The organism is Aneurinibacillus tyrosinisolvens (genome assembly GCF_001015055.1).
Lineage (GTDB): Bacteria > Bacillota > Bacilli > Aneurinibacillales > Aneurinibacillaceae > Aneurinibacillus_A > Aneurinibacillus_A tyrosinisolvens.
Map to the genome: position 1 here is coordinate 43,757 of NZ_BBWZ01000023.1, position 13,066 is coordinate 56,822.

Genomic DNA, 13,066 nt, shown 5'->3' on the forward strand with positions numbered 1-13,066 from the left:
CTGCAAAAAATGGAAGGTTTTTTTACTAGATTTTTTTACTATATAAGTTGAACAAAATGGTTTCATGTAAGAAGTTTTATTCAACGGGTAAATCAAAACCATTGTTCGCAGTATTGCTTGAATGTCATCTCATAAGATCGTTTAATATCTCAGCTATTTTTTTGTTAATCCTAAAAGACCACAGGAATCCCATTGCTTCTTTTCTTGTTCCGAGTAGCTTGGTGCTTGTAAATCCGGTGTAATACAGCCAACTATCTGCTTGTTTGGATTTATCGTTAAATCAAAGCCATAGGCCCTATATCCATACTGAAGCAACGTAATGTTATAATCCTGTTTTGCAGAGGAGAGCCATTGAATAAGATAGTCAACATCCGAACGGGTGAATTGACGTTCAGAGGAATCAATACTGTTAAAGGTAAAAATAACATGTATCTTCCCTGAATTTTCTTTTGTTTTTACATTACTATCCTCTTCGTAAAACTCATATTTTGTATTTAGCGTATTCTTTTTCTTTCTAACTTCATCAATAGCATAATGCCAAGAAATTGCTTCATATTCTTTCTTTTTTTGGTAATCCTCATAGATGTTTACTATTGGTTGGTAGAGTACAATTCCAATCATAGCGGCTGGAAAGGGTGTAATACCAATAATCGATAGACATTTTTTTGCTAACCCTTCCGTTTTGCCTAAATCGTCAAATCGACGCGCTATAAGGAGAAAACCGATCAAAAAAATTAAGTATACTCTCGTTCCTATACTGATTCCTGTTCTATTAGTTGGGGCATCTGTAATTTTGAAAAGAAGTTCTATCAATCCAATTCCCAAAACAATGTGCCACAAGAGTCCAAGCAAAATACTTACAATATTGACTTCCTCCCCCACCTACATTTCATTTAGAGGTGGGGGATTCCCATTCTCCAAACTAAAATAGATGGATTCATTGGTTACCGTTACCTCGATTCAGTCCCGCCCAAGATGACTGACAAGAAGTGGCGGGTAGAACGTCAACAGCTAGGTGTACAGCACTGTCGGGTGCCTTGCGTAAGGTATCGAGCCAAACACAGCAGCTTACGCCGCAGAGTTGTCTTCTTTGACAATGGATGGTCTTCTTGCGATATTGAACGATGCGTTAATATCCGCATTCTCTTTATGTCCACAAGAAGAGCATGTATACGTATCTTTTCTTCGGTTTGATTTTTTAATTTCTCCACATTTTGAACATTCTTGGGAAGTTTTATATGGGTTTACCTTTTCTACTCGTAGCTCGGCTAGCGTTGCTTTATAGGTAAGTTTCGTTTCCAAATCAAAGAAAGCCCAAGAGTTAATGTTTCTATCGGAAAGCTTCCAAAACTTTTTCATGGAACGTATACTCGTTAAATCTTCGATTTTAATGACACATGCACCGCAGGAGAGGGCAAATCGAACCATCTTTTTGGAAATCACATGATTCCAATACTTGATAATGCGTTGTTCTTTATCTTCCAACCTTTTTAATGCTTTTGTGTTTTTTGCTTTTTGCAAAGCATGGCGAAGGCGTGCAAACTTTCTTCGAATATGACCGATATGTCTGCCATTAAAGGTAAGATATTTTCCTGAATTGGCATCACCCGCCACAGCAACCAATCGAAGCCCACGGTCGACACCGATGGCTTTTTCTTTCTTGTCTGTTTGTTTCATTTCAAACGTAATGGAAAAAGAGAAAAACCATTTTCCGTTTTTATAATAGAGTTGACCATTTCCTTTCTTTGGCTTCGAAATGCCTTCGTAAGAAGGTTGATAGTGCCGATTTGCCTTATCCATTTCGTTCTTGAGTAAATAACTCACCCAAAAAAGGGAATATTCATTTGCTTTGACAGGCACATATTTATCAATGTTTAGATTTCCTTCTTCTATCGTAGGAATGCCCACTTTTAAATATCCTTTGTCAAAACGTAAATGCCAATTTTGATTGTTAAACAGGATCGCAATTTTATTTTTAAAAGAAGGGAAACCTTTGGTTTTCTGGTTCTTTTTCCAATCTTGATAACGGCTTAACGCTAGTTTTCGTGCTTCCTGTCGCAAGGTAGAAGGTAATTCGATGCCGTCCAATGCATGATCGATTTCCGTTGCCTTCATTTTTAAGTTACTTTTCTTTAATTCTAGTGTTTTATTGCAAGCATCAGAAAAATGAGAACGCATGGTTTCATACATTTCAAGCTTTGTTTTTGTTGGCTCAAACAACAGTAGTTTTATCGTGATTGTGGGCATCGTTTTTCTCCTTTCCTTACGTATTTACAGGTTTATTTTACAAAATATTCTCATAAGAAACAATGAATTAAGAATTTTAAAACAGGCAATTCATCCCCCACTTACGTCACGATGTTCCGTTGAAGTGGGGGTCTTCTCGCTAATTATGATAAAATAAGCCGGAACACCCCGGCTTCGTTTGTGTAGAAAAACATTTTATCCCTTACAAGTCGTCTTCTAAGTCCGTCACACGACTGGCTTCTGCATAATAATAGTCACCAAACAGAGGGAAATAAAGTTTTATTGGAACTTTAATTTTGGAGTAAACAGCTACTTTATCAATGAAATAACCATCGGAATTCGTGAGAGGCAGATCATCTTTCAAATACACTTCAAAACGTTCGATCTGCACCGGACTGCCAACATCACTTTTTGCACTGATTGGCGTAAGTGCACCAGGATTGAGCTGCATGTTCTCGGCCAGCTTCTCTTCATACTTTGCTAAGGCATCATTATATCCATCTAATCTTGATTCTCCATCGTTATGAAATTGATAAATTCCATATGCCATTTTGTCCATGTCTAAAACCGCATAGGTAGAACCGTTAGCAAAGTCCATATCATTTTGAATTTTAGCTTTGGCAAGATAGACATGTCCCATCTCCACAAGTAAAAACATGAGCGTAAGGCCAAAAGACAGAGCGACAAATCCGATAAGAGCAGAGCCTATACCGCGTTTATCATTATGAAATCTTTTAAGGTATTTACTTAAAATAAACACGGCTCACCGAGCTCCTTGTCGATTCCATCACTGGTTTATCTACTACCTTTACATAATTAAAGTTTTTAAACTCATAACGCTCATAATCATCGGTATATTTTACGGTTAGATTAATGGTGTCGCCCCATTGAATCGGCTTCTGCGTATCACTGTATACCTGGATTTTGGATTCATCAAAACCAAAGATATGAAGCTTTTCACGAACAAAGTCACCGATGTTGTCCGAATAACCCCCTTCTTGTTCCATTTGAAGAAGAGCAATACGGTTCACATTTTCTAATGCAAATTTTTTGATTTGGAAGGTTACAGGAGCCTGAAAATTGATGACCACAAGCATGAGAATAAACATGACGCCGAGAAACCCAATCGCTTCCCCGCTGCCACGTTTATCCTTTAATAAACTGTTTTTCCCCCTCCGTCTTTTTTAAAATAGAGGTGAATAGTTTTGCCATAGTATTCCTCCCATGATAGCTACTGCATATGGAACTGACGGCGACCAGGTACGTGTCTTAATCATGTAGAACGCAAAAAGCGGAAGTGCTACGATTAAACTATAATAAAAAGCAGAAAACGTCCAGGTAAGTCCCCTACATACAGCAAGTGCAATAAAGAATTTTAAATCTCCTCCTCCGAATACATTAAAGCGGAAGAGAATCAGGCTGATTAGATACGTAACAATAAGAGAGACAATAATGGAAACGTAGTTACCCTCAACCACTTGATAAATCACGCCATATGCCAAAAAGATAGCGACCAGGCGATTACTAATCTCCCTTTTGATAATATCTGTAATGACAGCCCATAGGGTAAAGGCAATAATCACAAGTAGGTGGAATGTTTCCATAGATTTATTAAGAAGTCCAGAGACACCACGTATCCCCGGACTACTCCTCCTCCTACTTAATTGTTGAGTTCAGCTTAGAAGTTAAGCTGCCGAAAATGTTACTTACTGCTTGTCCTAAGCCCTCCAAGTTACTGAAAATTGCCAGTGCAACGAGGGCGACGATGGCAACCGTCTCGATTGAAGGCGTCGCCTTTTTATTTTCATTAAAGCGTTGTGCAAAAGCCACAGTTTTAGCAGCTACAACCATCATTTTTTCTTGAGTTTTTTGAATGTGTTTTTTGAACATGAGTTAGATCCCTCTTTTTCAATGTTATTTTTTAAATGTTTTTATTCAAGTTCTGTGCACCTGGCACGATTATCGACTATTAAGGTGGGCTATTCGAATTTCTTTCCGCTTTCTGAACGGTCATCATCCGAATAGCCAGCAAACCGGTATGAAGCTTTACACTTACTTAATTGTTGCGTTTAGCTTAGATGTTAATGAGCCAAAGATGTTAGACACCGCTTGTCCTAATCCTTCAAGATTAGAGAAAATTGCCAATGCGACAAGAGCAACAATAGCGACCGTCTCGATTGACGGAGTACCTTTTTTATCAGCCTTAAGATTTTGAGCTAATGCGTGTGTTTTAGCAAAAGCCACCATTGCTAACTGCTGAACTTTCTTTTTCATACGTTAAGTACCTTCTTCCGTTTAGTTATAATTTTTGGCGTAAAACCAAACTGATTTTGATTACTTGATTGTTGCGTTCAGTTTAGATGTGAGGCTACCGAAGATGTTAGATACAGCTTGCCCCAGACCTTCCAAGTTCCCGAAGATTGCGAGTGCGACTAAAGCGATAATCGCGACCGTTTCAATTGAAGGTGTACCTTTTTTGTCAGTCTTAAGTTTTTGAACCGCAGCATGAGTTTTTGCAAAAGTGTACATCGCCAATTGTTGAACCTTCTTTTTCATAAGTAAATTCCCTCTTTCTTGTTTTATAAATGTATTAATCAGGCTTTATCAGCTTTTTAGTCACTGAATGAGCATAGATTTACAGTAGATATGGCTTATTTAAAGAAACCATTATCCATGATGCTTAAAATCATCGGAACAGCAACCAGTAGGAAGATGGCAGCTACCATCGCAACGGTTGTGAGCGGTAGAAAGTTCGCACGGTTTTTAAGGCTTTTTGCAGACAGGAAGCTTTCTTTCTTTTTCAGAATTTCCGCCTGTTTTTCAAGGATTGTTCTCATTCTCCCTGATTGTTCAGACTGAATCATCGCCAGCGCCATGTTATCTATTTCCTCCATTCCGATACGGTCACAGAACATCGGCATACAATTCGCGAGATTCCCGTCTACATTGTAACGGGCACTCAGTAGCTTTACTTCGGCTCCAAGCGGTCCCTCTAATCGTGTGGAAAGAACAGTTAAAACATCTCTTATCGGCACCCCGCTTGCTGTAGAACGGGCGAGCTTCGTGAGCATAAAAGGAAGCTCTTTTTCAATTTTTTGTACCCTGGCTTTCTTTTTTGACCAGAGCAGAACATCAAGACCAAAAAATCCAACCGCTAGATAAACCATTTGCATCATTTGATTGTCTTTCGGAGCAAGGAAGTAATATAAGCCAGCTGTTAAGAGGATCTTCACCACGATATACTTGTTAAAATTCAAGTTGTAGGGAGAACCTGCTTGTAAGATGAACTTCTCGATTCTTTCCTTCTTCGGAATCTTATTCAATAGCGGCGCAAGGTAATTGCCAAGACGATCTAAGATATGATCGTTTGGTGCCACCTCCTTCTGAAAGCTCTTGAGTTTTTTATAACCATGACTCCTTTTATGTTGGAGATACAGGATTACCTCATTAAATAGAACGTAAAGACCCAATGTTGTCAGTAGCAGAAAAACAAGTTTCATAGCCACCTCCCGTTATTCTTCGCCTACATCTGTCATTTCTTTGGTTACATACAAGACAGCGAGGATTATACAAATCATAGCGACAACGACTACCTTTCCAGCAGGCGTTGTAACTAAGAGAGACATTGCTTCTGGTTGAGAATTTCGCATCATAACCGCCATCACACAAAAAAGACCAATGAGGAAGTAAGTAATCATGACAGTAGCGGAAGTTTCCGAGGATTGTTCCATTGACTGTACCTCCTTCTCAATGCTTTCCTGTACATATTGATGAAGCGTGTTTCTAAATGAACCTCCGAATCTCAGCTGTAGTTCAAAGTCATCCAGGAAATCTCGGAGTTGCTTATTGTCCAGACGAGCTTTTGCCTCAAGAACCGCTTCACGAATGTTTCCATCCGGTCGGTTTAACTGGTTAATAAAGAATTGTAAATCTACCTTTAATGGATTTTTGATTTTTTTGACTGTTTCTTGCAGCGCCCACATGGCATCACTTCGAATTTCATAGAAGTTAGTCATGGTCAGATAAAAGCTAGGCGCCTGTTTTTTTAATTTTCGTTTACGATGTTTTGCATCCCAACCCAATAGATGGAAGAATAAGTATCCAGCAAAGCCGGTCAGCATTATGCCAGCGTAAATATTGTTGAGCGATTTAGTTGATAAGTAACCAACGATAAGGCTAGTAATCGCTAAAATCACATAAAAGATGTATTTGTTTAAAGGCTTTCCTTTAATCCTGATTCTCGATTTTGATAGAAGGCTTGTGACATACTGATTGATTTTAAAGGCACGTTCATTTTTCCCCATCAAATCATCAAGCCTCTGTTCAAACAATCCAGCCGTTTTCATTAACTTGATGGAACGTTTCTGTTCGGCTGGTTTTTGCATGACAAGTAGCGAGTATAAAAGGAAGAAAAGGCTAGCCCCGGTAAGCACTAATCCGCTGAGGAGCTGCATAGTTACCTCCTTTAATGTTTGCGGAGCGAACGACGTAATGCCATCTTCTTTAAAAGCTGTTCACTCGGCTCATATCGTGTGTGAGTTCCTACATCCGTTTTAGGATCAACAACATACTCCCAAAGCGGTCTGGTAATAATTTGCTGGTTGGTTGCATCGAATTTCACCACTTCGGAAATATCGACAACCTTATGTCGTTCAATATGCACCACAATATCTACTGAATTGGCAATCATACTTAGCAAATGTTCATATTTTAATGGTGTATTGGCGTACAGCATGAGGAACGCTAGCTGTTGTAATGCTTCTTTTACACCATTGGCGTGAATGGAGCTCATGCCTCCATCATGGCCTGTTCCGAAAGCGCGAATTAATTCTAGTGACTCCCTGTGCCTCAATTCTCCCAAAATTACTCGGCGCATTGATAGACGCATTGCATTTTTTACTAGAATGTCCATCTCAATCGGGTGGTCATCTTCACCCTTTTTCTTTTTCGTCTCAAAAGAGACAACGTTTGCCATCCCTAAATTGCCTAACTCCGCTTCTTCTTCCAGTACAGCGATACGTTCATATGGATCATTTTCCGCAATAAATTGGGTGTATGCCCGAAGGTGGGTGGTTTTCCCGCTTCCAGTAGGTCCAGAAATTAATATATTTTGCCAAGAGCAAACGTATTTTTTTATGTCCTCCGCCATTTCTAGAGGCAGCGAACCTACTTTGACTAGCATATCAATGTCGAACTTATCCATATGGTGCTTACGGAAGGTAAAGTAAGGCTCAGAAACTACCGGTGGCAAACCACCATTTAAACGCATTTGCCTTACTTCATCTTTTGTATCTACCAGCGGGTCAAATTGGTCTGCTTTTACTCCTAAACGAGTACGAATACGCCGGAAATATTCATCTAGCTCTTCCGGGCTATTAAATTTAAAGGGTATTGGATAATCACGTCCCTTTACACGTTTGAGGAGCTGATTATGCCGGTTAATAAAAAGGTCCGTTATCTCTGGTTCATCTAAATAGGGTTGCAGCACACCGTAACCAAACAGTTCGTCCAAAACTAATTTTTTTAGTTCTGCAAACGGGATTGGGCATTCTATTCGTCCGGACTCCAAAATGCTGTCTACTACATCTTCCGCAGCCGATTTCGGGATTTTTTTGGCATAAACGTTATTCACTAATTCCGGTTCGGTTTCCGTTAAAATCTGTACGGTTTTTGATATCGCCCGTTTAATTTGAGGCACCTGGTACGGCGAATCTTCAAAATGAATTTGAATCTTTTTTGACTGCTTCAACTGCCCAAGCTCGTCATATTTAACCAGTGACAATGTGTAATCCCCTACCTTTCCTTGAATTTTTAATTACGCCAGAAGGCAAATGTTTTCTTTTTATCTGATTCTGCTCCCTCAGCCACGTTAATCGCCAAGCTTTCATAGAATGCTTCAAGTTTTTCAACCGCTTTACGAACAGAACGTGAGCCTTTTCCTTCCACTGCTTCACCACTAACAACGGCAGCACCCATCTCTTCAACATAAGGCAAGGAATGTTCCACCGGGACTCCTAATGTTTTAGCAATATCATCTAATGAAATTGGAGCTTCACTATCGTTATAATGGTTGACGATTACATGAATATGGGGCATATCGTCTGTGCGGTTTTTTCTCAGCCAGTCAACGAAGTACCTGGCCGGTTCAATCACCCGCTGTTCAGCTCGAATCGGGAGAATAATGTCTGTACCCCTCATTAAAGCAACCGCAGATGGAATGAACATTGGGTAGTTTGAAATCTGATAAAAGGCGACTTGTTCAGGTTGCTTTTGGAAGTAATCCCAGAGGTGAAGAAAATGTTCAGGCAACCATTTGCTTGCTTCCATATAATTGAGCGACATATTTGTAGCGATAATATTCTTCTCTACTTCGGTTTCATACTCACTCATGTCAAAAGGAATACGATTACGAAGGTGACTCAATGCCAGGATTAAATCGTTCGATTCCGCTTTTCCCTCAAAGTAATTGTGGAGTGAAGGCGAGATAGAGTCCCAATCAATCATGCGAATTCTCTGGTCTTTTGCTGCTCTTTTTCCAAGATAGGTGGAAACCAAGCTTTTTCCACAACCACCCACCGGTTGAACAGCCACAAACGAACGACGGCGGGTCCTTTCAAGCTTTGTCACTTCATCTAAAAATCCACTTAGTGTCGAAATTTCATCCTGCCCATTAACAATGAACTTCACTCGTTCACTATTGAATTTTTGTTCCCATCGATTCAGCTCATAGTCTTGTAGGATAACAACAAAATCTTTTCCAGTCAGTTTGAGCCGTTCCAGATGTTCCAGCACTTCACTTTCCTTAAAATTAAAGAGGGAAAGGAGAACTTTTTCTTCTGCAATATCGGTGGAATTTGTATAAACAATCGTGTCATAGCGGGACAGAAAATCCGCTACGCTGTTGCCGATATTCGCTGTTTTCGATAATATAGCGATCTTCACCGTCATTTCTCCCCTCCTATTGGATATTCTTACTAGCAAATGTGCGGCCTAACAGACGTAATTTCACTTTTTCATTTCCTGCCAGGGCATTTAATACAACCGCTTGCTGTACGGAGACTTTAACCGTAACGAAAGCAGGTACATAAGTTCTTGTATCTGTATCGTCCGGTTTCTTTTCCTTCATATCCTGTGCTTCTTTCGTCATGACTTTGGTTACATAGACATTTTGCATAACAAGTGAAGATTGGATAACAGGGTTATTCGCATCTCCTTTTTGAACGGCAGCCATGATATCTACTCGATCACCAGGTTTAGGTAATCCCGCTGTTCTTGCAAGGTTCACCTCAATGTTCATGGTACGTTCGTCAGGGGCAAACTTAAGAACTTCTTTGTCAGATAGACGATCCTTACGAATTTGTTCACCTGCATACATATCAACCTTTGCATGCTTCCCAACCACTTCTGATGCATCACGGACCATCCAATCTTTCACTTCTGTTTCTTTGACATCTACTTTCTTAATATCTTGTTCCGTGATTTTCTTATCAATTGGCACATTATTCTTTAGTTCATAAGCCGCAAGCACTTTTACAGGCTCATTACTTGGCGTGGCACTTGAAAAGATGGCTAAAGAGCCAACTACAGCGCCAACGGCTGATAAAATAATGCGTTTGTTCTTTTTGTTCAAAACAACACCCTCCTACATTTACTTTATTTACTAGAAAACCAACCCCATCGCTTTTTCTCCGGTTTGTTCCGGATAAATTGCTCTGGTAGAATCCGCTCTGATAATGACCGAAACGGTTCTTCTAACAACTCATTCCCGCTCTCTGTTTTAATCACTTTCTCTCCTGTCCAAGCGGAAGGTAAAGTGAGATGCGACATTTCAGGAATGGTTGCTATCATTTCAAAGCCAGTTTGTTCTTTTATAATGAGGGGTGTGACGTATTCCTCTATCGTTTCACACCACTTATTACCGATTAAGTGAATATGTCCATTAGGAGCTTGTCTTTTTAGGATTCCTATTTTTTTCTCCATATGGATATTAATTTGAATAGGATCCGGAGCTGTAACCAACCAAACTTCATCAGCTTGAGCCAGGGCAGCACGGGATATCGGAGAATCTAATGCCGAACCAATATCAGCAAACATCACAGGAATATTTTTGGTTAGGTAGAAAAGTCGTAATGCATCTTCATCGGAAATTTCATTTAGCGCATTTTCTCCAATAGGCATGTAATAAATATTTTCATGCTGCCATGCTGTTTCTTGCCGGATACTCCCGTTGTTTTTGACTTGTGTTATCCACGGTTTCCAGTCATGAGGCCGTTTAGCAAAACCATCAAGCATCTGTGACCAAATAGGCATCTCGATATTAGTTTCCACTACGCCAATAGGTACGTTATGTTCAGATAGGTATAGAGAAAAATTATCGGTGAAGAATGTAGAGCCAACTTGCGGATATAAACTGACCACAGCGACTACCTTTGGTGGAATCGGTATGACTTTGGGTACTTCCACTAATTTTTCTACAAGCCTTTCCTTCTCGACCTCTCGAATGACTTCCTTTTCAACTGGAACCTCGACTTTAACTTCCTTCACCACTTCAACCGGTACTTCTTTAACGACAATGTTTTCCTGAATAATAGGACTATTCGGAAGTTTTTCTCCGTTCTCCGTTTTTATGGTGACGGTTAATGCATGCCCAGCGTTATAAAATTTCCTCCACTGTATAGTGGTATCTACTTCTCGGAACTTCATCGCTGACGCAAAGGGTGTTGGCTGAATAAAGGCTTGCATCATCGTATTAACATCCAGCGAAGTATTTGCATCATCACGTAGGATAATATCGTAAATCCCCATATTGACCAGCTCCGCTAATAACGGATGACCGATTCGTTCATCGGAGAGAAATACGACAGGAAAGTTATATCGGTTACGGATGGTTAAGAGCGTGTCAGACAGCAACTCTAAATTTTTCTCCGTCCCTTTTTTAGCTATTTCACTGGCTATGATTAATCCGTCGAGCGTTGACCCGTTATAAAAGCAATTTTCAATCGCTTCAATTAAGTGCTCAAAAATGACAACCGTATCAACAACAGTAAAACCTTTCGTCTCAATGTACTTCTTTAACCTGTCTGCAAATGCAGCATTAGGCAAAGCAATAAGTATTCTCTTTTGCACTTGAGTTTGCATCACACACCCTCCCTGTTCCAAATCCTCACGCCCAACAGCTGTTCAATTTTTCGTTTTTCATATTCGTCAGGTATTGTAATTCCTCGCTCAATGCGACTTACATGGATTTGTGAAGCATGGATGAAAAGAGCAATCTTTAGTTGCGTAATGTTTTTCCTCTTCCGATAAATCTGCATAACTTCATGCGGTTTAATCTCAGGGTTAGGCATTGGGAATAAATTGCGTTCCCTTTCAATGTCAGACAATAGATAAGCTAGCAAAACGGGCTCCTTTCCCAAAGCACACGCAAAAAAGCACCCACCTATCCCCCCTGTAAGAGAGATAAATGGGTGCTTCCCATATACTTTGTTGCTCACGTCGTTTTAAATTTGAATTTATCATATATTATCTTGCCAGTAAGTGTCAAACGTTTTTTGAAAGTTATCTTCCAAACAATCTAGCAAAGATACCTTTTGGTTTTTCCGGCGCTGGTTCCTGCCTGGAAAGACGCTGTTTTGTCTTAGCATCATAAAGCAAATGATAAAGTTTCTCCTGATGATCGGGATGATCATTAAATAACTTTTCCAATTCATCCATTGCCCGATTTCTTTGTTCAACCGGTATGGACTCATTCATAACTTTATTATGTAATTCTTTTGCTTGATGCTTTAACTCTTTATCCGATAACTCTTTCAAAGCCGAAACTTTGTTAACAGCATAAGTGTGGTAATTCATAATGAGATCCCGATGGTCAGGATAGGACTCCACCAGGGTATCATAACGTTGTATCAATTCCTGTTTTTCAAGAACGGTTGATTGAGGGTCATTAATCAAGTCGTAGATTTCATTGCATTTTTCTTTTACAAGCATGAGCTCTTGATTAGCTTTCTCTATCTTTTCGCGTTCCTCCATTTGCTCAGCGAGTTGGTTTTCCAATACCTCTACCTTTTCCTGCAAATCGCTAATTGGGGAATCCAAGAGAAGCTGTTCATTTCTTTCGAACATGTCTTGAGTATCCTCGAAATACTTTTTCATTTGAGCAAACATCTGATGCATTACTTCTGTTTGTGGAATCTCCGTTGTTTCTTCTAAGTCTCCATATAGCATGGCCTTAATCTGCCTTAGCGAATAATCCCCATTTTGCCCTGTTAACCCAATAATCATCTTTAATTTAAACACCGAAACATAATCATGTTTCCAGTTTTTCGAATTCATTTGCCTGTATTTCGGATCAACATAATCAACCAGTGCAGACCGTCTGTTATTTATGGTGTAATCTACTACCTCACAAATAGCTGCCGCTTCTTTCGAAGAATACTCTCCGAATTCATCCATATCCAGTATATTTGCCGTGAACAGCTCATGAAGCCTGCCCTTTTTTTCATAGAGTTTGTATAATACTGAATCCTGAAAATGGGCTTCGAGCAATTGACGCATACGGTCACGCTTCTGTACTTTTTCAGGACTCAGCACCTCTATTTCGGTACCAGGAACGTTTTTATTCGCGTGCTCTGCCATAGCCTTCCCCCCTTTTTCATCAAATCAATTTTTTATTTGAAGTTATTTACCTACTACGTCTATTGGCATGGTGACTGGCATACTTTTATTTAATCATAATTCCGTTTTTATTTGAATATACTAAGGTAAATCTATTAATTATAATTTATAGTTAGTTGAAATTAGTCATGTTTATTTATATCTA

General features: G+C 39.6%; 16 protein-coding genes. All 16 read right to left on the reverse strand.

The window, feature by feature from the left end:
* Positions 1 to 153: 153 nt before the first annotated feature.
* A complete protein-coding gene (locus tag MBEAL2_RS18135) occupies positions 154 to 882 on the reverse strand; it encodes a hypothetical protein (protein ID WP_047153679.1) in 729 nt (242 codons plus the stop codon).
* A 186-nt stretch (positions 883 to 1,068) separates the two neighbouring features.
* Entirely contained in the window at positions 1,069 to 2,220 is a 1,152-nt protein-coding gene (locus MBEAL2_RS18140) for an RNA-guided endonuclease InsQ/TnpB family protein (RefSeq protein ID WP_161798238.1), read from the reverse strand.
* A 229-nt stretch (positions 2,221 to 2,449) separates the two neighbouring features.
* Positions 2,450 to 3,007, reverse strand: a complete 558-nt coding sequence (locus tag MBEAL2_RS18145) for a hypothetical protein (RefSeq protein WP_047153681.1) — start codon at positions 3,005 to 3,007, stop codon at positions 2,450 to 2,452.
* The gene (locus MBEAL2_RS18150) at positions 2,991 to 3,356 is read right to left on the reverse strand and encodes a DUF4320 family protein (RefSeq protein ID WP_047153682.1); all 366 of its coding nucleotides are present in this window, start codon (positions 3,354 to 3,356) and stop codon (positions 2,991 to 2,993) included. Before MBEAL2_RS18150 ends, MBEAL2_RS18145 begins: the two co-directional genes overlap by 17 nt.
* A 75-nt stretch (positions 3,357 to 3,431) precedes the next feature.
* Positions 3,432 to 3,851, reverse strand: coding sequence for a prepilin peptidase (locus MBEAL2_RS18155; protein WP_047153683.1), 420 nt, complete (start codon positions 3,849 to 3,851; stop codon positions 3,432 to 3,434).
* Between the two features lie 52 nt (positions 3,852 to 3,903).
* Positions 3,904 to 4,137: a Flp family type IVb pilin gene (locus MBEAL2_RS18160; protein ID WP_047153684.1), complete on the reverse strand. Its 234-nt coding sequence runs from the start codon at positions 4,135 to 4,137 to the stop codon at positions 3,904 to 3,906.
* 162 nt (positions 4,138 to 4,299) lie between these two features.
* Positions 4,300 to 4,521 carry a Flp family type IVb pilin gene (locus MBEAL2_RS18165; RefSeq protein ID WP_047153685.1) on the reverse strand — a complete coding sequence of 74 codons (222 nt, stop codon included), beginning with the start codon at positions 4,519 to 4,521 and terminating at the stop codon, positions 4,300 to 4,302.
* Positions 4,522 to 4,581: 60 nt separating this feature from the next.
* Positions 4,582 to 4,803, reverse strand: a complete 222-nt coding sequence (locus tag MBEAL2_RS18170) for a Flp family type IVb pilin (protein ID WP_047153686.1) — start codon at positions 4,801 to 4,803, stop codon at positions 4,582 to 4,584.
* Positions 4,804 to 4,898: 95 nt separating this feature from the next.
* Positions 4,899 to 5,747 (reverse strand): type II secretion system F family protein, encoded by an 849-nt coding sequence (locus tag MBEAL2_RS18175; protein WP_047153687.1) that lies wholly within the window; start codon positions 5,745 to 5,747, stop codon positions 4,899 to 4,901.
* 12 nt (positions 5,748 to 5,759) lie between these two features.
* The gene (locus MBEAL2_RS18180; RefSeq protein ID WP_047153688.1) at positions 5,760 to 6,701 is read right to left on the reverse strand and encodes a type II secretion system F family protein; all 942 of its coding nucleotides are present in this window, start codon (positions 6,699 to 6,701) and stop codon (positions 5,760 to 5,762) included.
* Between the two features lie 11 nt (positions 6,702 to 6,712).
* Complete coding sequence (locus MBEAL2_RS18185) at positions 6,713 to 8,029, reverse strand: TadA family conjugal transfer-associated ATPase (RefSeq protein WP_047153689.1); 1,317 nt, start codon at positions 8,027 to 8,029, stop codon at positions 6,713 to 6,715.
* Between the two features lie 29 nt (positions 8,030 to 8,058).
* Positions 8,059 to 9,195, reverse strand: a complete 1,137-nt coding sequence (locus MBEAL2_RS18190; RefSeq protein ID WP_047153690.1) for a nucleotide-binding protein — start codon at positions 9,193 to 9,195, stop codon at positions 8,059 to 8,061.
* 10 nt (positions 9,196 to 9,205) lie between these two features.
* A complete protein-coding gene (cpaB, locus tag MBEAL2_RS18195; RefSeq protein ID WP_047153691.1) occupies positions 9,206 to 9,877 on the reverse strand; it encodes a Flp pilus assembly protein CpaB in 672 nt (223 codons plus the stop codon).
* 23 nt (positions 9,878 to 9,900) lie between these two features.
* Positions 9,901 to 11,385 (reverse strand): P-loop NTPase family protein, encoded by a 1,485-nt coding sequence (locus MBEAL2_RS18200; RefSeq protein ID WP_047153692.1) that lies wholly within the window; start codon positions 11,383 to 11,385, stop codon positions 9,901 to 9,903.
* The gene (locus tag MBEAL2_RS18205) at positions 11,385 to 11,645 is read right to left on the reverse strand and encodes a helix-turn-helix domain-containing protein (protein ID WP_152667839.1); all 261 of its coding nucleotides are present in this window, start codon (positions 11,643 to 11,645) and stop codon (positions 11,385 to 11,387) included. The genes MBEAL2_RS18200 and MBEAL2_RS18205 overlap by 1 nt, the downstream gene beginning before the upstream one ends.
* A gap of 160 nt (positions 11,646 to 11,805) precedes the next feature.
* The gene (locus tag MBEAL2_RS18210; RefSeq protein WP_047153694.1) at positions 11,806 to 12,882 is read right to left on the reverse strand and encodes a GumC domain-containing protein; all 1,077 of its coding nucleotides are present in this window, start codon (positions 12,880 to 12,882) and stop codon (positions 11,806 to 11,808) included.
* Between the last annotated feature and the right edge of the window lie 184 nt (positions 12,883 to 13,066).